The organism is Deinococcus sonorensis KR-87 (assembly GCF_040256395.1).
Classification (GTDB): Bacteria; Deinococcota; Deinococci; order Deinococcales; family Deinococcaceae; genus Deinococcus; species Deinococcus sonorensis.
The window spans coordinates 411,620-434,479 of record NZ_CP158299.1; the positions used below are offsets into that span (position 1 = coordinate 411,620).

Below are 22,860 nucleotides of genomic sequence, written 5' to 3' on the forward strand. Positions count from 1 at the left end.
GCGCTCCAGAGGGCAGAAGGCGGGATGATGCGGGGCCGGGCTCATGCCAGCACCTCGTCCTGCTGGGCGCGGCTGGCCCGCAGCAGCGTGCTGTAGTGGCTGCGCGGGTCGCGGGCCAGCTGGGTGCGGGGGCCGTACTCCAGCACCTGCCCCGCGCCCAGCACCAGGATGTCGTCGGCGCGGGCCACCGTGTCCAGGCGGTGGGCGATCACGATCGCGGTGCGCCCGGCCAGCAGCTCCCCCATCGCGCGGGTCAGCTGCGCTTCAGTGGCCGGGTCCAGGCGCGAGCTCGGCTCGTCCAGGATGATCAGCGCCGGGTCCTGCAGCATCACGCGGGCAAACGCCAGCAGCTGCGCCTCACCGGCCGACAGGCTGCCGGCCGCCAGCGCCGTGCCCAGGCCGTCCGGCAGCCGTTCCAGCCAGGACAGCAGGCCCACCCGCGCCAGCGCGTCCAGAATCCGGTCGTCCGGCACCGTATGGTCGAAGAAGGTCAGGTTCTCGCGAACGGTGGCCTGGAACAGCTGCACGTCCTGCGTCACCACCGCCACCGAGCGCCGCAGCGAGGCGAGCCTCAGCTGCTCCACCGGGGTCTGGCCCAGCCGCAGCTGCCCCGAGGTCGGGTCGTAGAGGCGGGTGATCAGGCGGGTCAGGGTGGTCTTGCCGCTGCCGGTGCGGCCCAGCAGCCCCACGGTATGCCCGGCGGGAATGGTGAAGTTCAGGTCCTGCAGCACCTGCGTGCCGTCGTCCTGGTAACTGAACGAGACGTGGTCGAAGGTGAGGGCCGCCGGGCCCTCCGGCAGCGTGGCCTGACCCTCCGGCAGCGCCGAGCGCAGCTGCAGCAGCTCGCCCACCCGGATCAGGCTGGCCCCGGCCTTCTGCAGGTCCTGCAGCTGCTGGGTCAGCTGATCGATCGGCTCTTCCACCAGACTCATGTACTGGTAGAACAGGAAGGCGGTGCCCACCGTGATGGCCCCGCCCAGGTACAGGCCCACCGCCGCCGAGATGACTCCGGCGTAGCCGACCGAGAACAGCAGCATACTCAGCTGCCACACCACGCTGCGCCGCACCCACGCCTGGTAGGCCTTCCAGAAGAAGTTGCGCTGCACGCCCAGAAAGCTGCGGACCGTGTAGGCACCGCCGCCCAGGGCCCGCACGTCGTCCATGCCGGTCAGCCGCTCCTCGATGAAGCCGAACAGCCGGGCGCTGGCCTCGCGTTCCAGCCGGGTGGGTTCCACCCCGTAGCGGCGCACCCGGTTCATGGCGAACAGCGTGAAGGCCGCGAACACGGTCACGCCCAGGCCCAGCCACCACACCTCGCGGAAGAACATCACCAGCGCGCCCAGCAGCAGCAGCGCCGCCCCGAACACCCGCACCGCGAACTGCGAGAAGAAGTTGGACAGCGCCGTCACGTCGCCGTCCACCCGCTCGATCAGCTCGCCGGGCGTGCGGTCCTTGTGAAAGCTCATGTCCAGGCTGAGCAGGTGCGCGGCCAGATCGCGGCGCAGGCGGTTGGTGGCGGCCCAGCCCACGTCGGCGCCCACATAGGTGGCCCCGGCCGAGAGCAGCTGCACCGCCACCGCAATGCCGATGTAGCTCAGGGCGATGTGGATCAGTCCGGCCAGCGGACCACGCTGCTGGGCGCTGTCCAGAAAGGTGGCCAGCAGCTGCGGCAGGTACAGGCTCAGCCCGATGCTGCTGAGCAGCAGCACGGCCAGCAGCAGCACGCGCGGCCACTCGGGTTTGAGGTAGGTGGCCAGCACCCCCACGGCGGCACGGCTGGAGGAGGCTTCGGCAGACATACGCCCAGGCTAGAGTGCCGCGCCGTGCGGGGCATCTGCCGTGTGGCGTAGCGGCACCGCAGGAGAAGCTTCATGAGTGGAGGCCGGATCGCTTACGGTCTGCCCGGCCGCCGGGCGAGATGCTGAGGCATGCCTGTCCGACCCTCCCCCGGCAAAGGCCGCCCCCCTTCCGAGCGGCCCAGCAAAGTGTGTGCCCACTGTGGCCGCCCGTTCAGCTGGCGCAAGAAATGGGAGCGCGACTGGGCGCAGGTGCGCTACTGCTCGGACCGCTGCCGCAGCGAGGCAAAACGGCGCGCACCGCAGAAATAACCGGGGGTCAGCGTCACCCCAGGCAGGCGGTGCCGGAGCATGGTACGTTCAGGGTCTCATGCCCCAGATCATCAAGCGCCCGGTCCAGGCCGCCCTGCCCGGGCTGGCCGAGATGTACGGCGCGTCCGTCAGCGAGTTCCAGGCGATGGCCGAACAGCTGACCGAGGTCTGGCAGGTGCTGGACGACGCCGGTGAGGTGCTGGGCACGGTGGCCCTGCGCCCATCGCCGATGCACGGGGCGGAGCTGATGGGCGGCGCGGCGCCGGGCGTGCATCAGCTGGCCGTGGCCGGGCACCTGCTGCAGGCCGCCCACGGCCATCAGCCGCAGCTGTACGCCTACGCCGATCCCCAGCGTTTCCCGGCCGAGGCGCTGACACAGGCCGGTTGGAGTGTGGTCGGCGCCTACACCCTGCTGGCCGGGCCCACGCCCACCCAACCGGCCCAGTGCCCGGCGGGCTTCTCCATCCGGCCGATTTCGGAGTCACCGGACCCGGACGACTGGATTCGCGCCCTCGCCAGCTACGAGGACCGGATCGGTCATCATGCCGTGGCGCCCGACCGCCTGCCGGAAGCGGTCCGGAACTGGTTTGACGCGGACGTAAGTGTGGTGGCCTACGACACCGCCGGAACGCCGGCGGGCCTGTGCCGCGCCGCGATTCAGGACACGCAGGCCAGCATCGACGCGCCGGGGGTCCAGCCGCCCCTGCGCGGCACCGGCCTGCGACAGGCGCTGCTGCTCAGCGTCTGTGAGCGGCTGTCCCACCGGGGTGTCACGCACATCACGCTCGAAGCCTGGGGAGACACGCCCGAGGAACGGGCCGACGATCTGGCGCTGGGGCTGACGGTGCAGGAACTGACGCCGATCTACGCCGCCCTGGTGGACGACTCCTCTGCCGGAGTGCGGGCGCCACGGTGAGCGTGCCCTGTGTCCTCCGCTAGACTGCCGGCATGACCGGCTCCGACCTGCCCCTGACCCTCGCGCTCGATGTGAGCAAGCACCGCATCGGCTTTGCGGTCAACCACGGCGCGCTGGTGTTCGGGCGCGGCTCGCTGGACCGCAAGCGGCTGATCTGGGACGTGCGGCAGGTGCAGGCACGCGCGAAGGCCGAGGGGGCCACCCAGGTGCTGGTGGGCCTGCCGCTGCGCACCGATGGCGCCCAGAGTCCCACCGCCGACCGGGTCCGGAGTTTCGGGCGCGAGCTGCGGAACGCCGGGCTGACCGTGCTGTACCAGGACGAACGCTTCACCACCCGCCGCGCCCGTGAGCTGCACGCCACCGACCTGGACGAGGCCGCCGCCGTCCAGATTCTGGAACTGTACGTGCAGGGCCTGCTGCAGTAGGGAACGCCGGGGGGCCGGCCAGCGTACCCGGAACCATGACCGTTCAGCGACTGACCGACCGGCTGCGGCTCTGGGTCAAACGACTCACCGGAACCAGAAAGCCACCGCCCAATGATGACCTGGCCGGGGTGGCCGCTCCGCACGGGCCGCGGCCGCTTCAGGGCGGTGCGCACGCCGGGCCGCCCCGGCCCCGCTAGGCCTCCGCTTCCGGCACCTCCAGCTCACCGTGCGCCACCATCAGCTTGCGCCAGCGCTCCTGGACGCGGCCCTCCCAGCCTTCCGGCCCCGGCGTGTAGAGGTTCAGCTGCACCCCGTCCGGCAGGTACCGCTGCCGGAAGCTGCCTTCCGGGTCGTCGAAGTAGTAGGCGTACCCGCCCCCGTAGCCCTGCTGCCGCATCAGGCCGGTGGGCGCGTTGCGCAGGTGCAGCGGCACCGAGAGCTGCTCGCCCTCCACCGCCTGCAGCGCCCGCTTCCAGGCGGTGTAGACGGTGTTGCTCTTGGGAGCCAGACACAGGTACACCACCGCCTCGGCCAGCGCCAGATCGCCTTCCGGGCTGCCCAGGAACTCGGCGGTGTCGCGGGCCGCAATGCACAGCCGCAGCGCCTGCGGGTCCGCCAGCCCGATGTCCTCGGCCGCCATCCGCACCACCCGGCGCGCCACGTACAGGATGTCGGCGCCGCCCGCCACCATGCGGGCCAGCCAGTACAGTGCCGCGTCCGGGTGCGAGCCGCGCACCGACTTGTGCAGCGCGCTGATCAGGTTGTAGAAGTCCTCGCCACCCTTGTCCATGCTCGGCAGGTGCCGCCCGAACGCCTCGGTGACCGCCTCCTCGGTGACGGGATTGGCGAGGCTGCTGGCCACCTCCAGCGTGCTGAGCGCCCGGCGGGCATCGCCGTCGGCCAGCCGCGACAGCAGCTCCAACGCGGCCGGTTCGGCGCTCACGCCCGGCAGCCCGCGCTCGTCGGTCAGGGCGCGTTCCAGCAGGCCGCGCACCTCCTCACGGGTCAGGGCCTGCAGCACCAGCGTGCGGGCGCGGCTGCGCAGCGCCGGATTCACCTCAAAGCTGGGGTTCTCGGTGGTGGCGCCCACCAGCGTCAGCAGGCCGCTCTCGACGTGCGGCAGCAGCGCGTCCTGCTGCGCCTTGTTGAAGCGGTGGATCTCGTCCAGGAACAGGATGGTGCGCTGGCCCCGGCCCCGCAGCCGCTCGGCCTCAGCCACCGCCTCGCGCACGTCCTTGACCCCGGCTGATACCGCCGAGAGGGCAACGAAGTGCGCCCCCACCTGGGCGGCCAGCAGGCGGGCCAGGGTGGTCTTGCCCACCCCCGGCGGACCCCACAGGATCAGGCTGCCGAGCCGCCCGGACTGCAGCACCCGGGTGAGCGGTTTTCCCGGTCCCAGCAGATGCGACTGGCCCACCACCTCATCCAGGGTGCGCGGGCGCAGCCGCTCGGCCAGTGGTGCGGGCGGATCAAAGAGCGTCATGGCCGCATGCTAGCGGGCAGGAACGGCAGGGGCCGTGAGCGGCGCCACCACGCGCCCCTGCCGGGCCCATAGCCGCCACAGCCGCCAGCGCAGCCGGGCCGCGTCCCCGCGGGTCATCAGGCGGTCCGGGCCATCCAGCAGTGAGGCCGGCTGGTGCAGCAGGCCCAGCATCAGCTGTGCCGCGCCGCTGTCCAGGGGGCGCTCCGGGCCGTAGAGCTGCCGCAGCCCCTCGAACAGCGCCTGCTGGTCCGGGCGCCCCAGTTGATGCTGCAGGTCGTTGAGAAACTCTCCGGTCAGCTGCGGAGCCGTCAGGTACAGGCAGCCCTGATAGTGGTACGGCTGGTTCAGCAGGCCGCGCCGCAGCAGCTGCCGGGCCGCTCGCCGGCTGGCCGCCGGACTGCGCCCATCCGGGCAGGAGCCGCTTCCCGGCGGCGCGGTCAGCCGCGCTCCGTGGCGTTCCAGGCTCAGCTGCAGCCACACGGTCAGCAGCCTGGAGCGGTTCAACTGGGCGAAGCTGCGCCCGCTGAGCCGGGCCACCACCGCCGCCGTCCCGGCCGCCTCGCCCAGCGACATCTGCAGCGGCACCACCCGCGCCGAGTACGCGGCGGCGCTGTCGAAGGAGGCCGCCTGCGACACCACCATCAGGTTCCTGTAACCTCTGGGCAGCAGCGCGCCCAGCGGCACCGCATACGGCTGCGGCTGGCCCAGCAGGAAGGGGGCGTCGCCGGGACGGTACACCTGCCCGTCCATCGGGTAGGCGCTCACGGCCACGCTGCTGCTCCAGGTACGGCCATCCAGCTCCTGATCGGCGTGCAGGCGCTGCTGCCCCACCAGGTGCCGGGTCTCGCGCAGGTAGAGGGCCGGGGCCACCCCCGCCAGCCACACGTGCCCGAACGCATCCGGCAGCGCCAGCCGCAGAAAGCGCACCACCCGCGCACTCTCGCGCCGCCCGTCCCGGTACCCGCGCCGCACCGAGGCGGGGTCGGTGCCGTCCACGCCGTAGATCAGCAGCGCGTTGACCAGCAGGCTGCCGTCGTCCTGCCGCGCTCCGTTCAGGCCGCGCAGGTGAAAGCGCTGCGGGTCGCTGGGCCGGTAGGCGGCGGCCAGCGGCCCCAGGCCGTACACCGAGCGCCCGGCCAGCTTGGCCCCGTCGTGCAGCCGTGCCCGCTCACGGTCCAGCGCGGCGGCCAGCCGGGGCCAGTTCACCCCGCGCAGCCGGAACACCAGCGTGGCCGCCATCTGCCGGCGGTCCTGGCCGCCGTCCTGCCGCCCCACGGTGAAGCCAGCTCCGGCCCGCGCGGCCAGCTCGGCCGTGTCGCTCGCATCGATGTAGCGCGGCGCGGCCACCCAGCGGGTCCGGCCACCCGCCGCCTGCAGTTCAACCTGCCGCACCACGCCTCCCTGCACCTGCACCGCCCGCAGCCGGGTGCGCAGCCGCAGCTGGACCGAAGACGGCAGCAGGCCGCGCAGGGCACGCTCCGCCGTGTGTACGTCGAAGGAATTGTCGTGGTGCAGCGCCCGGTAGAACGGCTGGAACAGCCCGGCGCTGAGCGGGCGGCCCAGCCGGTCGCTGCTCAGGTCCAGGGTGGCCAGCCAGCCCTGGGTCAGCACGCCGCCCACCCGGTCGCCCGGCTCCACCAGCAGCACCCGCAGGCCACTGCGGGCCGCCGCCGCGGCCGCCGTTACACCCTGCGGCGTGGCCCCGTACACCAGCAGGTCCGGCCCCGGCCCGGCCGGGGTGGGGTGGAGCCACAGCGGCCCCACTCCCGGCAGGGCGGCCAGCAGCACGGCCAGCACCAGCCAGAGGTCAGGAACCCGGAGCCGTCTGCTGTTCTGCCCGCGCCGCACGGTGCCTCCTCAGACCAGCATAAAGCCCGCCGGAAGTCGGCGGGCTTGAGGGCTTTTTGCGGAGGCTCGCGCTTTTCCTAGACCACGGCCGTTTCCACGTACTCGCCGTGGACGGCGCGCAGCACGTCCATCTGCTCGCCCAGCGTGGCGTAGGCGTGCGCGCAGGCCAGGAAGGCTGGCATGCTGTTGGTGCCCTGCACCGCCGAGTCGCGCAGCGCCTGCAGCGCCTCCCGGTGCCGCTGCGGATCGCGCTCGCGGCGCAGCTGGGCCAGCCGCTCGGCCTGCAGCCGCTCCACCGCCGGGTCAATCAGCTGGATCGGCACCTCCACGCTGTCCTGCACGAAGTCGTTGACGCCCACGATGATGCGTTCCTTGCGCTCCACCTCGCGCTGGTAGCGGAAGGCGGCCTCGGCCATCTCCGCCTGGAAGAAGCCGTTCTCGATGCCGGCCTCCACGCCGCCCATCGCCCGGATCTGCTCGATGTAGCCGAGCGCGGCCGCCTCCACGTCGTTGGTCAGCTTCTCGACGTAGTAGCTGCCGGCCAGCGGGTCCACCACCCCCGCCACCCCGGTCTCGTACGCGATGATCTGCTGGGTACGCAGCGCGATGGTGGCCGCCGCCTCGGTGGGCAGCGCCAGGGCCTCGTCGTAGGCGTCGGTGTGCAGGCTCTGGGTGCCGCCCAGCACCCCAGCCAGCGCCTGAATGGCCACGCGGGCGATGTTGATCAGCGGCTGCTGCGCCGGCAGCGACACCCCGGCCGTCTGGGCGTGGGTACGCAGCATCAGGCTGCGCGGGTTTTTGGCGCCGTAGCGGTCGCGCATCTGCCGCGCCCAGATGCGGCGGGCGGCCCGGAACTTGGCGATCTCCTCGAAGAAGTCGTTGTGCACGTCCCAGAAGAAGCTGATGCGCGGCGCGAACTCGTCGATGTCCAGGCCGCGGGCCAGCGCCTGCTCCACGTAATGGAAGCCGTCGGCCAGCGTGAAGGCCAGTTCCTGCACCGCCGTCGCGCCCGCCTCGCGGATGTGGTAGCCGCTCACGCTGATGAAGTTCCACTTCGGCACGTGCTTCGGGCCCCACTCGAAGGTGTCGATCACCAGCTGCACGCTCGGGGCGGGCGGGAAGATGAACTCCTTCTGCGCGATGAATTCCTTGAGGATGTCGTTCTGCAGGGTGCCGTTCAGCCGGTTCAGGTCCTTGCCCTGCTTCTGGGCGTTGGCGATGTACATGGCCCAGATGGCGTTGGCCGGGCTGTTGATGGTCATGCTGGTGCTGACCTGCTCCGGGTCGATGCCCTGGAACAGCCGCTCCATGTCGGCCAGGCTGCTAACGCTCACCCCGCACTTGCCCACTTCTCCGGCGCTGAACGGATGGTCGGCGTCGTAGCCCATCAGGGTCGGCAGGTCGAAGGCGGTGCTCAGGCCGGTCTGGCCGGCACCCAGCAGCGCGCGGAAGCGTTCGTTGGTCTGCTCGGCGCTGCCGAAGCCCGCGAACATCCGCATGGTCCACAGCCGCGCGCGGTACATGCTCGGCTGCACGCCACGGGTGTAGGGAAACGCGCCGGGGTAGCCGAGCTCCTGCTCCGCGTCCCAGCCGTTGAGGTCGTCAGCGGTGTAGATCGGGTCCGGCTGCTGGTTGCTCAGCGTGCTGAAGTTGATGTCGCGTTCGGGAAAGCGCTGCGTGGCCGGGCGGTAGACGCTGCTCAGCCAGTCGTTCTTCTTCATGGCGGCCCTCCTGGGGACAGGGAAACAAACGGTTGTTTGCCCCAGGATAGCAGCTCAGGAGGACAGGTTCAGCGAGCGCTCGAAGGCGCGCAGCGTCAGCGCCCGCATCAGCAGGGTGGCCGGCGGCACCGTGGCGCGCGACGGCTTCTCGCCCAGCAGCCGGGTGCCCAGCGCCGAGCGCCGCACGGTGGCCAGCCGGGTGCGGGCGGCGGCGAAGCGCGGCGGCGCGCCGGCCGGGGTGAGGCGGTCCAGCAACTGGGCCAGCCGGTCCGGCGGCAGCAGCTCGTCCAGCCGGGGCGCCGGCTGCCGCAGCTCGTCTTGCACCGCCGCACGGTGCCGCTGCAGCTCGGCGTTCCAGTCCGGCTTGTAGCCGAGCGAGGTGGCGAACGGCAGGGCGAACAGTCCGGGGTAGCGCTGCTGCACCAGCTCGCGGAACAGCCGCTTGTGGTCGCGCCATTCCGGCGGCAGCCGCTTCACGAAGGCGATCATCTCCGGGTCCAGGTACGGCAGATGCACCCGCCCGCCCTGCTCGCTGAAGTGTTCGCGCCACAGCACCAGCGTGTGCTGCACCCGGCTCTCCAGGTACAGCTGGTCCACGAAGTTGAGCGGCGGATACAGCGGCCCGCCCAGCGCCTCCTGCTCGGCGCGCAGGGCCATCCAGTCCTGGCCCAGCTGCGTCCAGGCATGCGGGTCCAGCACCGGCTGCAGCGCGCCCAGCGCGTCCCAGCGCGGCAGGCCCAGCTGGTGCAGCAGGAAGTCGCGCTGGTGCGCCGGCGCTTCCCCGTTCCAGCCGTACACGTGGTCGCCGGTGAACACGTCGCTGTAGCCGAGCGAGGCGAGTTCGTCCCAGGCGTCCACCTCGTCGCAGATGTTGCTGCCGCCGTCGCCCCACACGGCGTTGCGCTGCAGCGTGTCGAGCAGCTGCCCCCGGTACGAGTTCACCAGCACGTGCGGGTAGCCGTAATGGGCCGCCAGCTGCGGCGACAGCGCCGGATCGGACCCCGGCACCGGCGTGCCCAGCGAGTAGGAAAAGGCGGTGATGCCCCGGGCCTTCAGGTCGCCGCCCAGCAGGCCCAGCAGGGCGCGCGCGTCCACCCCGGCGCTCAGCGAGACGGCCGGGCGCGGCCCGCAGCTGGCCCAGTGCCGCTGCGCCGACGCCAGCAGCAGCCGGTTCAGCTCTTCTTTCAGCGCGCGGCCGTCGCGGACCGGCGCCACCGCAAAGTGTTGCGTGTCGCAGGCGGCCACCTCCAGCGTGGGCTGGCCGCCAGCCACGCCGAGCCGGTACACCCGGTCGCGTTCCAGGCGCTGCACGCCGGCCATCAGGGTGTGCCCCATCGGCATCTGGCCGCTGGCGAGGTAGGCGGCGACGCCGGCGCGCGAGAACGGCTGGGCCCGGAACGCCGCCTGCTCCGCCAGGCCCCGCAGCGAGGTGCTGAGCCACAGTCGCCCGCCCTGCACCGAGGCGTACATCTTGCGCGAGGCCGTCGCGTCGGTGCCCACGTAGACCTCGCCGCGTGCCGGGTCCAGCAGCACGAAGGTGTAGGTGCCCCACCAGCCGCGCAGGCCTGGCACCCCCTCGGCGCGGTAGCGCCGGAACAGCTCCTCCGGCGGCCAGTCCACCAGGCCCTTGAGCAGCAGCGTCAGGCCGTCGGGGGCGCGCTGTACCTGAATGCCGGCGCAGGTGTGCACCTCCACCTGCCAGCCGCCGGGCGACTCGCCGGGCACGGGCGGGTGCAGGTTCAGCACCAGCTGCTGCTCACCCGCCGGACCGCCAGGCCGCGTCCAGGTCTCTGTCCCGAACCGCACGGCCACGTCACTCATGCCGGTGGCCCGCCCCGTTCAACCCTGGGCCGCCCAGCGCGCTTGTACCTCGCGGCGCAGGTAGGTGGCGGCGTCCTCGGTGCTGGCCCCCGGCGTGAACACCTGGCCCACGCCCAGTTCCGCCAGGGCCGGCAGGTCCTGGTCCGGGATGATGCCGCCGCCGAACACCAGGATGTCGTCGGCGCCACGCTCGCGCAGCAGGGCCATGATGTCGCGGAAGTAGTGCATGTGCGCGCCGGACAGCACGCTGACGCCGATGGCGTCCACGTCCTCCTGCACCGCCGCGTTCACGATCATCTCGGCGGTCTGGCGCAGGCCGGTGTACACCACTTCCATGCCGGCGTCGCGCAGCGCGCGGGCCACGATCTTGGCGCCCCGGTCGTGGCCGTCCATGCCGGGCTTGGCGATCAGCACCCGGATGCGGCGTTCGCCGGCCGGGGGGGTCGTCGGTTCTTGCATCAGTTGTCTCCCTCCCTGAATACGTACAGTATGCCGCCTGTGGCGCCGCCGGACCTCACACGTGCCCCCCCAGCGCCGCGAGCACCTGATGGGCCGCGTCGTCGGCGCTGAGCTGCCCGGACGACAGCCGCTCCAGCAGCGCCGGGTCGGCCCCCGCTGCCAGCGCCTGCGCCTGCTGCTGCACCAGCGAGCGCAGCTCGAAGCGGGCCCGCTCCAGCCGCTTGAGGTGCAGGCCCTCTGGCCCCAGGTGATCGCGGTGCGCCTGCACGGCGGCCAGCAACCCTTCGGTGCCCTCGGCGCGGCTGGCGATGGTCTGCACCACCGGCGGAAAGAAGGTGGTCTCGTCGTGCGGGGCCAGCAGCTGGGCGCCGCGCAGCTCACGGGCCAGCCGGTCGGCGCCCGGCAGGTCGGCCTTGTTGATCACCAGCACGTCCGCGATCTCCATGATGCCGGCCTTGAAGGCCTGCACCCCGTCGCCGCCGGCCGGGGTCAGCACCAGCACGGTGTGGTCGGCCAGCGCGGCGATGTCCAGCTCCGACTGCCCCACCCCCACCGTCTCGAGCAGCAGCACGTCGAAGCCGTAGCCCTCCAGTACGCTCAGCACCTGCATGCTGCGCGCCGAGAGGCCGCCCAGCGCCCCGCGAGAGGCCAGCGAGCGCACGTACACGCCGGGGTCGGCGTGGTAACCGAGCATGCGGATGCGGTCGCCCAGGATGGCCCCGCCGGAAAAGGGGCTGCTGGGGTCCACCGCCAGCACGCCCACCCGCTGCCCCTGCGCCCGCAGCGCCCCGATCAATGCCGCCACCAGCGTGCTCTTGCCGCTGCCGGGGCTGCCGGTCAGGCCCAGCACCATGGGCCGCTGTACCCGCCCCAGCGTGGCCCGCACCTGTTGCAGCAGCGTATGCGCCTGCGGGCCGCCTGCCTCCACCAGCGTGATGATCCTGGACAGCGCCCGCATGTCCCCGGCCTGATAGCGTTCCAGCAGGCCGGCCGAGCGCAGCGGGGTGACCGGGCCGCTCACTGACCGCTCCCCCCTCTCCTCCGAAGTCTTCCTCCCAGAACTCCAGGTCGCCGCGCTCCAGCCGGGCCGCGTGCGCCCGGAGGTCCACCCGCCGGATCTTGCCGCTGATGGTCTTGGGGAGGTCCGCGAACTCCACCCGACGCACCCGTTTATGCGGCCCCAGCCGGTCGCGCGCGAACGCCAGGATGTCCTGGGCCAGCTCGCGGCCCGGCACCGCGCCGCTGACCGTCACGATGTAGGCCTTGGGCACGCTCAGGCGCTCCGGGTGCGGGCTCGGCACCACCGCCGCCTCCGCCACCTGCGGGTGCTCGATCAGCAGGCTCTCCAGCTCAAACGGGCTGATGCGGTAGTCGGAGCTCTTGAACACGTCGTCGGTGCGGCCCACGTAGTACAGGTAGCCGTCCTCGTCGCGGCGCACCACGTCGCCGGTGCCGTAGTACGCTCCGCCCAGCACCGCCGCGCTGCGCTCCGGGTCACCGGCGTACCCGGCCATCAGGCCCAGCGGGCGCGGGTGCAGCTGCAGGCTCAGCTCGCCCTCCTGCCCCTCCTGACCGTCCGGCCCGATCAGCGCCACTGTGTAGCCGGGCAGCGGGCGGCCCATGCTGCCGGGGCGCACCGGCTGGCCCGGTGTGTTGCCCACCTGGGCGGTGGTCTCGGTCTGGCCGTAGCCGTCGCGGATGGTCAGGCCCCAGGCGCGCTGCACCACCTCGATCACCTCCGGGTTGAGCGGCTCACCGGCCCCCACCGCATTGCTCAGCTGGCCGCGGTACCGCTCGAGCGGTTGCTGGATCAGCATGCGCCACACGGTGGGCGGAGCGCACAGGCTGGTCACGCCCAGCGACACCAGCAACTCCAGGGTGCGCCGCGCGTCGAAGCGCTCGCTGTTCACCACCACCGCCGCCCCCACCGTGAGCGGCGCGAAGAAGGTGCTCCAGGCGTGCTTGGCCCAGCCGGGCGAGCTGATGTTCCAGTGCACGTCGCCGCGGCGCAGGCCCAGCCACGCCAGGGTGCTGAGGTGCCCGGCCGGGTAGCTCTGCTGGGTGTGCATCACCAGCTTCGGCTGGTGGGTGGTGCCGCTGGTGAAGTACAGCAGCAGTGGGTCGGTGGCGTGGGTGGGGTGGCCCTCCAGCCGCTCCGGCGACTGCTGGGCGGCCCCGGCCAGCAGGTCGGTCCAGCCGGGGCCCGCGTCGCCCAGCGCATAGCGGGTGAAGCCAGAGAGCCCCTCAAATTTGGCCGCCTCAGCCACCTCGGTGATCACGTGGCGCACCTCGCCGCGCCGCAGCCGGTCGGGCAGGTCGTGGGCCGGCAGCAGGGTGGTGGCCGGCAGCACCACCGCCCCGATGCGGATGGCGGCGATCAGAATGGCCCACAGCTCCGGCACGCCGCTCAGCATCAGCAGCAGATGGTCGCCCGGCTGCACCCCGCCCGCCTGCAGCAGCCGCCCGATGCGGTTGGCCTGCCGTTCCAGCTCCGCGTAGCTCTGCTGCCCGCCGTCCCAGACGAGCGCCGGGGCGTCGCCGCACGCTTCGCTCAGCGGCCGGAACACGTCGTCGGCCCAGTTGAAGGTGCCGAGCTGCGGCCACGCGAACGTGGCGCGCTGGGCGGCGTAGTCGTCCCGGTGGGCGGTGATGGCGTGCAGCGCCGCGCGGAAGTTGGCGGCGCTCTGGGCCCGGTCCGGGCCGGCGGCCGGGCGGGAAACGTCAGGATTCGGCTGGCTCATACGGACCTCGTCGGGGCGCGGGCGGCCGGCAGGCAGGCGCCCTGGGCCGCAACCGGGAAACTGGACTGGAATGTGCAGGCCCAGTGTAGCGGCCCGGCGCGGGCGACCGCTACTGACCCGGCCGATCAGCTGCAGGCGCCGGCACCGGCTCGGTGTCGCTCAGGCGCGACAGGTCCACCCACAGGTGACCCGCCTCGTCGGTGCGGTGCATCGGGCGGAAACGGGCGTTCCACCGCAGCTCATCGGCCCGGTAGCTGGTGCGGGCGTGAATCTGACCGTGCGAGGCGTCGTCGGTGGCGCGCAGCACCACCAGCAGCTCAGCCTCGCCCGCCGCCAGCGACTGCGGGGTCTGGCCCCACAGCGGGCTGCCCGGCACCAGCGCGTGCACGATGGTCCAGGAGGTCGGAAAGAAGGTCACGCGGTGGCGCTCCAGGGCCAGCGGATAGAAGCGGCGCGTCCGGCCTCCGGGTTCACTGGCCTGCTCGAAGTGCGAGAAGGTCACCTCGGCGCTCAGGTCCACCAGCTGGGTGCGGTGGGCGTTCGTCACCCGGAACATCAGCGCCTGCCCGTCCTGATACGGCGCGATCACGGCCCGCTCGCTGAAGCGCAGCCGGTGGGTGGGGCGGGAGAAACGCGCGAACAGCAGCCCGGTGGCCAGCGCCACCCCCAGCAGGCCCACGAACGCCTCGACCGTGACCATCAGGTTGGCCGCGAGGCTCGCCGGATACACGTGCCCGAAGCCGATGGTGCCGAAGGTCTGGACGCTGAAGAAAAAACATGCCAGGAAGCGGGCCAGCCCGTGGCCCGGCATGGCGCTCAGCGCGGAGGGGCCCATCACGTCATAGGCGGCCGCGAAGACCGCGTTCAGGCCCAGGTACGCGGCGGCCATCAGCACGAAGAAGCGGCCCCACCCGACGGTCAGCAGCTCGCCGTAGACGTTGATCCCCTGCAGGCCCACCTGTCGCCGCTCCACGTTGAAGCTGCCGTCGCGGTTCAGGAAGCGCTCGCCGCTGCTCTGGGCCACCGCGCCGCCCAGGCCCAGGTCGGCGTTCAGGTCGGGCGCGGCCGGGCGGGCCGGCGGCTCTGCCCCGGACGCGCTCACCGGGACCGCCGGGGCGCAGACGGGCAGGCCTTCATGCCCTCCAGTGTAGCGGGAGGCCGGGGGCGCGGGGCCTGCCGGGGCACGACAGACGGGTGCCCCCGCCATCGTCTGGCGGGGGCACCCTGAATGAGGGTCGGGCGCTCAGCCCCGGAGCGCGGCGGCCAGCTGGCGCAGGCCGTCCTGATCGGCGGCCGGGGCGCTGGAGGCCAGCCGCTCGGTCTCGCTGCTCAGGCCCGGTAACAGCGCGGCGGCGCCCTGCAGGTCGCCGCTGGTGAGTGCCTCCTGCAGGCGGCCCAGGTGAGACACCAGCGTTTCGGCGCCCGGCACGCCGTTGAGCGTCTGGTGCCAGCTGCTCACGTTGCTGGCGGCCGTGCTGGCGTCCAGACTGGTGACGCCGCCCTGCAGGGCATTGAGGGTCTGCTGAAGCTGTTCGTTCATATCTGACCTCCTAGGAATGGGTAACGCCCCCTCAGGAAACGCCCTGAACGTGGCCGAAAGTGTCTGGTCTGCTACCGGCTGACCCGCCCGTGACTTGCGCCGCCGTTCATACCGTTCGCCCGGCTGCACTCTCTCATGGAGGGGCGGGCGAATACTCCGGGCGTGTCCCCCCTCTCCCCCGACTGGCCCGCCCAGCACCCCGCCGAGTTTCAGGCGGTGCTGCACGAGGTGCTGACGCGCCGCTACCCGGACGCGCAGGCGAGCGCGCTGACCCAGGCGCGCCTGCGGCTCGGCTTCTCGTTCCGCGACCCGGACCTGGAGGTGCTGCTGGACGGCCAGAGCCCGCGCTCGCCTGAAGAGGCGCCGGCCGTGTCCTTCGGGGACGCGGCGCGGCGCGGCCCGGCGCCGGACCTGCGCTTCTCTATGTCCGGCCCGACCGCGCACCGTTTCTGGTCCGGGGAGCTGAACGTGGTGGCGGCCATGGCCAGCGGGCAGCTGCGGCTCGAAGGCTCGCTGGTGCGGGCCCTGACCCTGGCCCCGATGCTGCCGCTGCTGCAGCAGAGCTACCGGGCGGCCTGCGCGCGGCTCGGCTGAACGCTCAGGGGACGCGGGTCGCCAGCCGGTCCTGCCGCCGGGCGAGCTTGCGCGCGTACATGCGCTGGTCACTCAGGCGCAGCAGGTCGCCCTCCACCGTGGCCTCGTCCGGGAAGGCCGCGATCCCGGCGCTGACGCTGGCCGACGCGAAGCCCTGCACCTGCAGCCGCTGCACCACCTGTTCGAGCTCCTGCAGGACGGCCGGATGCTGCGCCGGGCCCAGGTCCGGCAGCACCACCGCGAACTCGTCGCCGCCGATGCGGTAGACCCGGCCGGTCGCGCCCAGGTGGGTGCGCAGCGCCAGCGCCACCTGCCGCAGCAGCGCGTCGCCGCGCTCGTGGCCATCGCGGTCGTTGACGGTCTTGAGGCCGTCCAGATCCATCGAGACGACGCTGAGGGTGGTGCCGTGCCGCGCCGCGCGCACCAGTTCGGTCTCCAGTTCGTCCTCGAAGGCGCGCCGGTTGGCGAGGCCGGTCAGGGCGTCGGTGAAGGCGGCGGTGTGCAGCGTGTCGATGGTCTGCACTGCCTGACGGTAGCGGTGCTCCAGATCGTGCAGCCGCCACTGCGGCGTGCCGGGGTAGCCGGGCAGCGGCTCCACCGGGGCCACGTCGTTCAGGGCGCTGCGGCGGATCAGCACGTCCTGCACCGGCTGGTCGTCGTCCACCACCGCGCTGAGCGGCAGCTCGCCGCTGCGGTGGAGCGCCAGCAGCGCGTCCACCACCTCCGGCTGGAACTGGCGTCCGCGCTGGCGCTGCAGCTCGGCCAGCACCGCGTCCAGGGTCCAGGCGCGCTTGTAGGGGCGGGGGTGCAGCAGCGCGTCGTAGACGTCCGCGACCGCCACGATGCGGCCCAGCAGCGGAATCTGCTCGCCGCTCAGCCGGTACGGATAGCCGCCGCCATCCCAGTGCTCGTGGTGTGACAGCGCGATCTGCTCGGCCATCTGCAGCAGCGGCGACTCGCCGCCCATCAGGATCTCGCCGCCGATCAGGGTGTGGCGCTTCATCAGCTCGAACTCCTCCAGGGTGAGGCGGGCCGGCTTCTGCAGCACCAGGTCCGAGATGCCGATCTTGCCCACGTCGTGCAGCCGCGCCGCCACCCGCAGCAGCGCCACCTCCTCGCTGCCCAGCCCCAGCCGGCGGGCCAGCAGCGCCGAGACCTGCCCCACCCGCAGCGTGTGCTCGCCCGTCACGTCGTCGCGGTACTCGGCCGCGTTGGCCAGCCGCGTCACCACCTCCACCTGGGTGCGGGCCAGCCGCCGGGTCTGCTCGCCCACCTTCGCCTCGGCCTCCTGATAGGCCCGCTGGGCGATCTCGGTCTGCAGGTTCGACACGGCCGCCTCATGATGGGCTCGCTCCACATCGAACTGCACCGTCAGCTGCCGGGTCTGCCGCTCGCGCTCCTCCCGGAACAGGCCCTGTTCCAGCGCCCGCAGCGCCCACAGCTGCTGCACCGCCACCGCCAGGTCGCCGGTCGCCTGGGCCGCCTGCGCGATCAGCGCGCGCAGCCGCGCCACCTGGGTCTGCAGCTCACCCTGCACCGCCAGCGGCAGCGCCCGCTCCAGCGCCTCCCTGGCCTCGGCGGGCCGCTGCAGGGCCAGCAGCGCCTCGCCCAGGCCCAGCAGCGCGTCCACCTCGCCCTGCGGCTCGCCCAGTTCGGTGGCGATCTCCAGCGCCCGGCGGTGCTGCGGCAGCGCCTCGGCGGGTCGGCCGAGCGCCGTGGCAGCGCGACCTAGCCCATGGTGCGCCGACCCGCTCAGCGACCGCATCCCGATGCGCTCGGCGATCTGCAGCGCCTCCGCGAACAGCTCGGCCGCCTCCTGATGCCGCTGCAGGCTGCTGACCGCCTCCGCGAGGTTGTTCAGGCAGTACAGCTCCAGCGTGTGGTTGCCGTGGCCGCGCGCCATCTGCAGGGCTCGGGCGTGAGCGTCGTAGCTGAGCTGGTGGTCGCCCATCTCCTCGTAGACGTAGCCGATGTTCACCAGGCAGTGGGCGCTGGTGGTGGCGTCGTCGGCCGATTTGAGCAGCTCGTAGGCCTCGGTGAGCGTCTGCAGGGCCGCCGGCAGGTCGTGGCGGCTGAGCCGCACCTGCCCGATGTTGTTCAGGCACTGCGCGGCGCCGAGCCGGTCGCCCAGCTCGCGGCGGATGCTCAGGGCGTCCTCCAGCTGCCGCAGCGCCAGCTCCGCGTGCCCGCTCATCTGCGCCAGGGCCGCCTGGTGATTCAGGATGGTGGCCTTGAGCGCGCGGTCGTTCAGCTGCTCGCTGAAGTGCAGCGCCCGCTCCAGCACCTCCGCGGCCTGCTGCGGCTCGCCCAGTTCGCGCAGCACCCGGCCGCGGTCCACCAGCGCCTGCGCTTCCTGGGCCGGGTCCTTGAGCAGGGCGAACAGGTCGGCGGCGGCGCTCAGCTGCGCCTCGGCCTGCTGCAGGTCGGCCAGCCGGTGCAGCGTCTGGCCGCACAGCAGGTGCGCGTGCGCCTGCCCGGCCCGGTCCGCCTGGGCCGTCGCCACGCTGAGCGCCTCCTGGGCCATGTCCAGGGCGCGCCGCGGCGTGGTGGATAGCAGCGCCCGGCCGGCGTGCAGCAGCGCCTGGGCGCTGGGCTGGTCCGGGTCGGAGGGGGGAAGGGAACCAAACGGTGGCTGCATGACGGGCTCCGTGGAGGGAATGAGGAGAACAGGACGGGGACGGCGCGGCAACAAAGGGGCAGACTCTTGTACAGAGTCTGCCCCAGGCCCCCTGACCAAATTCTCGCTAGGGGAGCGTGACCGCCTGAATGAACCGGCCCACGTCCAGGCGCCGCTTGAGCTTCTTGCCGTACTTCGGGTTCAGCGGCTGGATGTCCTTGGACATCCGGAGCAGCGTGTCGGTCAGTTCCTCTGGCTTGACGGCCAGCGACTGGCCGCGCGCCAGCGCCACCGAGCCGGCCACCATCGGTGCGGCCATGGAGGTGCCGCTCCAGTACGAGCAGAGGTTGCCCGGTACCGGGCCCCAGACCATCTCGCCGGGCGCCGTGACGTCCAGCTTGTCGCCGTAGGTGGAGAACGAAGACTTGTGGTCGCCGTGGTCCACGCTGCCGACGCTCATGGCGTACTTGCCGTCCGCCTGCTGCGCCGGGAAGGTGATCCGCTCATCGCCGGTGTTGCCGGACGACGCGACGACGTTGATGCCCTTGCTGTTGGCGAAGGTGATCATCTTCTGGATCACGTCGGCCTTCTCCACCGAGCCGAGCGACAGGTTGATCACCTGCGCCCCGTGCATCACCGCGAAGTTGATCGCCTGCGCCACGGTGGTCGCGTCGCCGCTCCCGTCGGGGCTCAGCACCCGCAGCGGCATGATCTTCGCGTGCGGCGCGATCTGCAGCACGATGCCCGCCACGTTGGTGCCGTGGCCGAACGCCTCATCGGTAAAGCCGCCCTCCTCCTGCGGCACCGGGTCGTTGCCCACGAAGTCCCAGCGGTCGGCCGGGTCCACCAGCGAGCCCTGGAACATCTCGTGGTTCAGGTCGATGCCGCTGTCGATCACCGCGACCTTCACGCCCTCGCCCAGCTTCGGCGCGGCGGCCCAGGCGGCCGGCAGGCCGATCTGGTTCCAGGCTTCGCTGTTCTCGGAGAGGCCACCCACCACCCCGTTGCCGCCGCTCCAGACGTAGGCGCGCCCACCGCTCCAGACGTAGGCCCGGCCGCCACTCCAGACGTAGGCGCGGCCTGCTGCGTCGAGGTGGGGATCCTGCCCTGCCCAGGCGCTGGCCGTGCCGCTGGCGTCGTACACGTTCTGGTTGGGCTCGATGACCGGCAGGTCCGTCAGACCCAGCGCCTGCAGCCGCTTGGAGTCCGGCGCGTGCGTCAGGCCCAGCACCGCCAGGCCGGCGTCCGGCTGCCAGACCAGCACGGTCCCGCCGTACCGCTGCGCGATCTGCGCCTGGGTGTCGGTGGCCGAGACCGCCACCGCGGTCGTGTAGGGGTACTGCGTCCCGCGCGCCGTGGGGGGAGCCTGGCTGCTCTGCTGAGCACATCCGGCCACCAGAAGCATGGCGGTCAGGCCCAGGCCTTTGAGGAACATCATGTCGTAGCGCTGCAATTCATCCTCCTTGGCCCGCCAGCGATAAAGGGCCGCCTCCTGAACGGGGCGGTCCTTCATGCGAGCCACCATCACTGTCGCTGTCAGGGCCTTACAACCCCCTTTAAAGTGTCGTGCAGCGGGTTCATCCCAGGTTTAGCCAGAGGGGGTGGGGGTGACTGAGGAGGCAGACGACACGGCTGCTCAGACGAGGAAGGTCGGCACAGAGGCAGGGATGGTGCAGGAAAACGACGGCCAGGGGCCGCCAACTGACGCAAAAGGGACGGAACGCGCTCGTTTCTGTCGACTCCCCGACTTTTCGCGTACTTTCGACTGCATAACTGCCCTTCGTCCAAAAGACGGTCAATTTCGATATTCTTCGTTCCCAAGCTGATATTTTCACAATGCCACCATGCATAATGAGGGTAATTGGGGGTGGATGGGGGTAAACACGGCTGGCTAATTCAGAAGACACGGTGTGAAATACTTCACAGGTTGAATGAGGCGGCAGCCCATTCACCAGACGATGAGGGCTGATTACCAGAGATGCAGGCGACGATGGCCCATGCGGAAGCTCTTGCACTCCCGTCTCCTCTGCGCCGAGCAGACGGCCACGTGTTCGGCCATTCTCCATTGGCCTGGAAGGCCACCTCCCACTGCCACAACGTTCTAACGCCAACGGCTACTGAAGACGCAAGGGCAGCCACGAGAAGGCGCCCGGCGTGCTGGGCACTGTGGGGTGCAACAGTCCAAACGCTGCCCTGGCAGATAGACTTCACCGCACAGACCGCCACTCTGACACCCTCAGACAGCCAAGCTTCCTGACACCTTTTCTGCTGAGATCCTGAAAGCAGACCCACGTCGGTTCCTTAGAAAAGTCCTCGGTCGGTCCATGCGCCGGCTGAGTCGCACATAGACCCAGCAGGATGTCCCATGGTCCCCTGGAGCGCAGGACACCCTGATGACCGACCTAGCCCACAACGGAATCACCCGCACGGGTGGGTATAGGATCGCCAAGCACGGCGCCTGATGGGCTGCCTCGCCTCTCCAATGCTGAACCGCCGTACCCTGATTCTCCGCGCCGCCCTCCGGCTCAACTGGACGCAGTTCCGGCCGTGGCTGGCGTTCAGGTCGGCGCTCGGCGTGGCCATCCCCATCCTTCTGGGCGCAGCCACCGGTCATCCAACCTGGGGCGTCGTCGCCGCACTCGGTGCCCTGATGGCGGGCATGGCCTCGTTTCACGGTGCCTACCGCGCTCGGGCTCGGCTGATGCTCACCGTCAGCGCGGCGATGGCCCTGGCGGCGGGGCTGGGGACTGTGCTTGCCGAGCAATTCCTGTTGCCCGTCCTGGCCGTCGCGCTGATGAGTCTGGTGCTGGCCCGCTACACGGCGACGGCGGTTGGCGCGAACACCGTCATTATTCAGGCGTTCACCATGCAGACCCTGCTGCTGGGCTTCCCGAATCCGGGGCTCGGGCCGTTCGGGACCGCCGGGCTGGTGCTGGCCGGCGGTCTGATCCAGACGCTGCTGCTGGTGATGGTGTGGCCGGCCAGTCCCCGCCGCGCCGAGCGGAATGCCGTTGCGGCCGCCTACGACAGCCTGGCGAGGTTCGTGGCCTCCCTGGCATCCGGCAGCGGCAGTCGGCTGCCCGGTGTGCTGCCGTTTCAGAACGCCAGGGTGATCCTGGCCGACGCCCACCGGCTTGGCGCGCGGCGGGAACATCTCACGCTGCTCCAGGCGCTGCGCCAGGGCGAAGGGCTGCACGCCGCACTCGTCGGCTTTGCTCAGGCCGACGCGTTGGTTCGTCAGACCGGAGCGGTCGGTGAAGCGCAGGCGAACGCCGCGTTGAAGCTGCTAGAAGACCTCCTCGGAACGGTGGTGCAGCAACTCCGGGCAGGACATCCGCCTGGACTCCCTCCGAACCGCCTAAACGACTTTGAACGCGCCGTGGTGGCCATGGAGGACCAGCTGCCCGAGACGAGCCGGGCGGCCCACCAGGCGTACGCGCACTGGACCCGGATTATGCTGCTGCACCTGCAGTTCCTGCGCCCGTCTGGGGCACCAGCGGCCGGAACAGGATCGGAACGGCTCGCCCCGGTGCAAGTGCCCTCCCCTGCCCTCCGTCCGGTCCTTCAGGGCCATCTGGTGCGCTTCACGGGGGCCATGACGCTGGCCACCCTCGCCGAACGTCTGCTGCACATCCCCAACGGGTTCTGGATTCCCCTGACCGTGTGTCTGGTCCTGCGCCCTGAGTTCTCCGTCACGGTCCACCGTGGCGTGACCCGCATCGCCGGAACCGGGGTGGGCGTCGTTCTGGCCATGAGCATCATGCTGGTGCTGCATCCAGCGGGGCTGGCGCTGTCCGGTCTGCTGATCATGGCTGCCTGGCTGTCGTACGCCCTGTTCCTGACCAATTACGCGGTGTTCTCGGCGGCCATCACCGTCTACATCATCCTTTCGCTGAGTGCGGCGGGCCTGTCCGGTCCGGTGGCCGACCTCAGCGCGCAGCGGCTGCTGGCCACCCTGCTGGGCGGCGTCATCGCGATGGGCAGTTACCTCGTCTGGCCCACCTGGCATGCCCCGCACCTCTGGGACGTGCTGCTGGAGGCGGTGAAGGCGCAGCAGGGGTACGCCGAGGGGCTGGCGAGGTGGATGGGTGGGACGGTCGCGGAGCCGGTGGAGGAACAGCGTGGCCACGCCCGCCGGTGGCGCCTGCGGGCCGATGAGCTGCTGCAGAGCGCGCTCGTCGAGCCGCACTGGGCCGGCACATTGCCCAGGCCGCTCGCCCAGCAGCTCCTGACCCGGCTGAATGCGAACGCGGCGGAGCTCCTGGCCATCCAGGCTCAGGTGGAGGCAGGCGCCGTTCTTCGCCCGGACAAGCTCCACAACGAGCTGACGGGGTGCCTGGGCGAGACGGCGGAATTGCACGCCACCCTTGGGCAGTATTCGCCAGGACCGACGCAGGACGGTCAAGCTGGGTCCATGGGCACACAGCCGCCAGGGTAACGGTTGAATCCAACCTTGGGTACGGCGGCCCATGGCAGCCAGAGATGATGACGCCCCTCATAGGACCGTCTGGTCCGGATCGCAGGACACCGGTAGGCCAGTGCGCTCGCTGTGGTCGAACAGCGCGTGTCATCATCCGGCGAAAGGTT

16 protein-coding genes and 1 pseudogene are annotated in these 22,860 nt (G+C 71.4%); 5 read left to right on the forward strand and 12 right to left on the reverse strand.

The annotated features are described in order from the left end of the window. Positions 1-41 precede the first annotated feature (41 nt). The gene (locus tag ABOD76_RS07400) at positions 42-1,799 is read right to left on the reverse strand and encodes an ABC transporter ATP-binding protein (RefSeq protein ID WP_350244164.1); all 1,758 of its coding nucleotides are present in this window, start codon (positions 1,797-1,799) and stop codon (positions 42-44) included. A 129-nt stretch (positions 1,800-1,928) separates the two neighbouring features. On the opposite strand from ABOD76_RS07400, the gene ABOD76_RS07405 reads away from it, so the two are divergent. The 3 genes from ABOD76_RS07405 to ABOD76_RS07415 are packed head-to-tail and all read left to right on the forward strand — an operon-like array spanning position 1,929 to position 3,449. After that, entirely contained in the window at positions 1,929-2,108 is a 180-nt protein-coding gene (locus tag ABOD76_RS07405; protein WP_350244165.1) for a DUF2256 domain-containing protein, read from the forward strand. Positions 2,109-2,166: 58 nt separating this feature from the next. Then, entirely contained in the window at positions 2,167-3,024 is an 858-nt protein-coding gene (locus ABOD76_RS07410; RefSeq protein ID WP_350244166.1) for a GNAT family N-acetyltransferase, read from the forward strand. A 32-nt stretch (positions 3,025-3,056) separates the two neighbouring features. After that, positions 3,057-3,449, forward strand: coding sequence for a RuvX/YqgF family protein (locus tag ABOD76_RS07415; protein ID WP_350244167.1), 393 nt, complete (start codon positions 3,057-3,059; stop codon positions 3,447-3,449). Positions 3,450-3,642: 193 nt separating this feature from the next. Here the strand turns inward: ABOD76_RS07415 and ABOD76_RS07420 are convergent, their stop codons facing one another. From ABOD76_RS07420 to ABOD76_RS07460, 9 genes and pseudogenes are all read right to left on the reverse strand, one after another. Next, positions 3,643-4,932 carry a replication-associated recombination protein A gene (locus ABOD76_RS07420; protein ID WP_350244168.1) on the reverse strand — a complete coding sequence of 430 codons (1,290 nt, stop codon included), beginning with the start codon at positions 4,930-4,932 and terminating at the stop codon, positions 3,643-3,645. A gap of 9 nt (positions 4,933-4,941) precedes the next feature. Then, positions 4,942-6,780 carry an FAD-dependent oxidoreductase gene (locus ABOD76_RS07425; RefSeq protein ID WP_350244169.1) on the reverse strand — a complete coding sequence of 613 codons (1,839 nt, stop codon included), beginning with the start codon at positions 6,778-6,780 and terminating at the stop codon, positions 4,942-4,944. A 77-nt stretch (positions 6,781-6,857) separates the two neighbouring features. Continuing rightward, complete coding sequence (locus tag ABOD76_RS07430) at positions 6,858-8,501, reverse strand: methylmalonyl-CoA mutase family protein (protein WP_350244170.1); 1,644 nt, start codon at positions 8,499-8,501, stop codon at positions 6,858-6,860. Between the two features lie 54 nt (positions 8,502-8,555). Further along, the gene (locus tag ABOD76_RS07435; protein WP_350244171.1) at positions 8,556-10,322 is read right to left on the reverse strand and encodes a hypothetical protein; all 1,767 of its coding nucleotides are present in this window, start codon (positions 10,320-10,322) and stop codon (positions 8,556-8,558) included. An 18-nt stretch (positions 10,323-10,340) separates the two neighbouring features. Further along, on the reverse strand, positions 10,341-10,781 hold the full coding sequence (locus ABOD76_RS07440) for a cobalamin B12-binding domain-containing protein (RefSeq protein ID WP_350244172.1): 441 nt from the start codon (positions 10,779-10,781) through the stop codon (positions 10,341-10,343). 55 nt (positions 10,782-10,836) lie between these two features. Then, on the reverse strand, positions 10,837-11,739 hold the full coding sequence (meaB, locus tag ABOD76_RS07445) for a methylmalonyl Co-A mutase-associated GTPase MeaB (protein WP_350244173.1): 903 nt from the start codon (positions 11,737-11,739) through the stop codon (positions 10,837-10,839). Positions 11,740-11,959: 220 nt separating this feature from the next. After that, positions 11,960-13,522: pseudogene (locus ABOD76_RS07450) on the reverse strand (AMP-binding protein); the annotation flags it as partial. Between the two features lie 109 nt (positions 13,523-13,631). Then, positions 13,632-14,624: an ion channel gene (locus ABOD76_RS07455; RefSeq protein ID WP_350244174.1), complete on the reverse strand. Its 993-nt coding sequence runs from the start codon at positions 14,622-14,624 to the stop codon at positions 13,632-13,634. Positions 14,625-14,765: 141 nt separating this feature from the next. Further along, positions 14,766-15,062 (reverse strand): hypothetical protein, encoded by a 297-nt coding sequence (locus tag ABOD76_RS07460; protein ID WP_350244175.1) that lies wholly within the window; start codon positions 15,060-15,062, stop codon positions 14,766-14,768. A gap of 162 nt (positions 15,063-15,224) precedes the next feature. On the opposite strand from ABOD76_RS07460, the gene ABOD76_RS07465 reads away from it, so the two are divergent. After that, entirely contained in the window at positions 15,225-15,656 is a 432-nt protein-coding gene (locus ABOD76_RS07465) for a hypothetical protein (protein WP_350244176.1), read from the forward strand. Between the two features lie 4 nt (positions 15,657-15,660). Here the strand turns inward: ABOD76_RS07465 and ABOD76_RS07470 are convergent, their stop codons facing one another. Together ABOD76_RS07470 and ABOD76_RS07475 are read right to left on the reverse strand one after the other, a co-directional pair. Further along, positions 15,661-18,294: a tetratricopeptide repeat protein gene (locus tag ABOD76_RS07470; RefSeq protein WP_350244177.1), complete on the reverse strand. Its 2,634-nt coding sequence runs from the start codon at positions 18,292-18,294 to the stop codon at positions 15,661-15,663. A 106-nt stretch (positions 18,295-18,400) separates the two neighbouring features. Then, positions 18,401-19,786, reverse strand: a complete 1,386-nt coding sequence (locus ABOD76_RS07475; protein WP_350244178.1) for a S8 family serine peptidase — start codon at positions 19,784-19,786, stop codon at positions 18,401-18,403. Between the two features lie 969 nt (positions 19,787-20,755). Between ABOD76_RS07475 and ABOD76_RS07480 the strand changes: the two genes are divergently transcribed. Further along, on the forward strand, positions 20,756-22,711 hold the full coding sequence (locus tag ABOD76_RS07480; RefSeq protein WP_350244179.1) for an FUSC family protein: 1,956 nt from the start codon (positions 20,756-20,758) through the stop codon (positions 22,709-22,711). Positions 22,712-22,860: the final 149 nt, after the last annotated feature.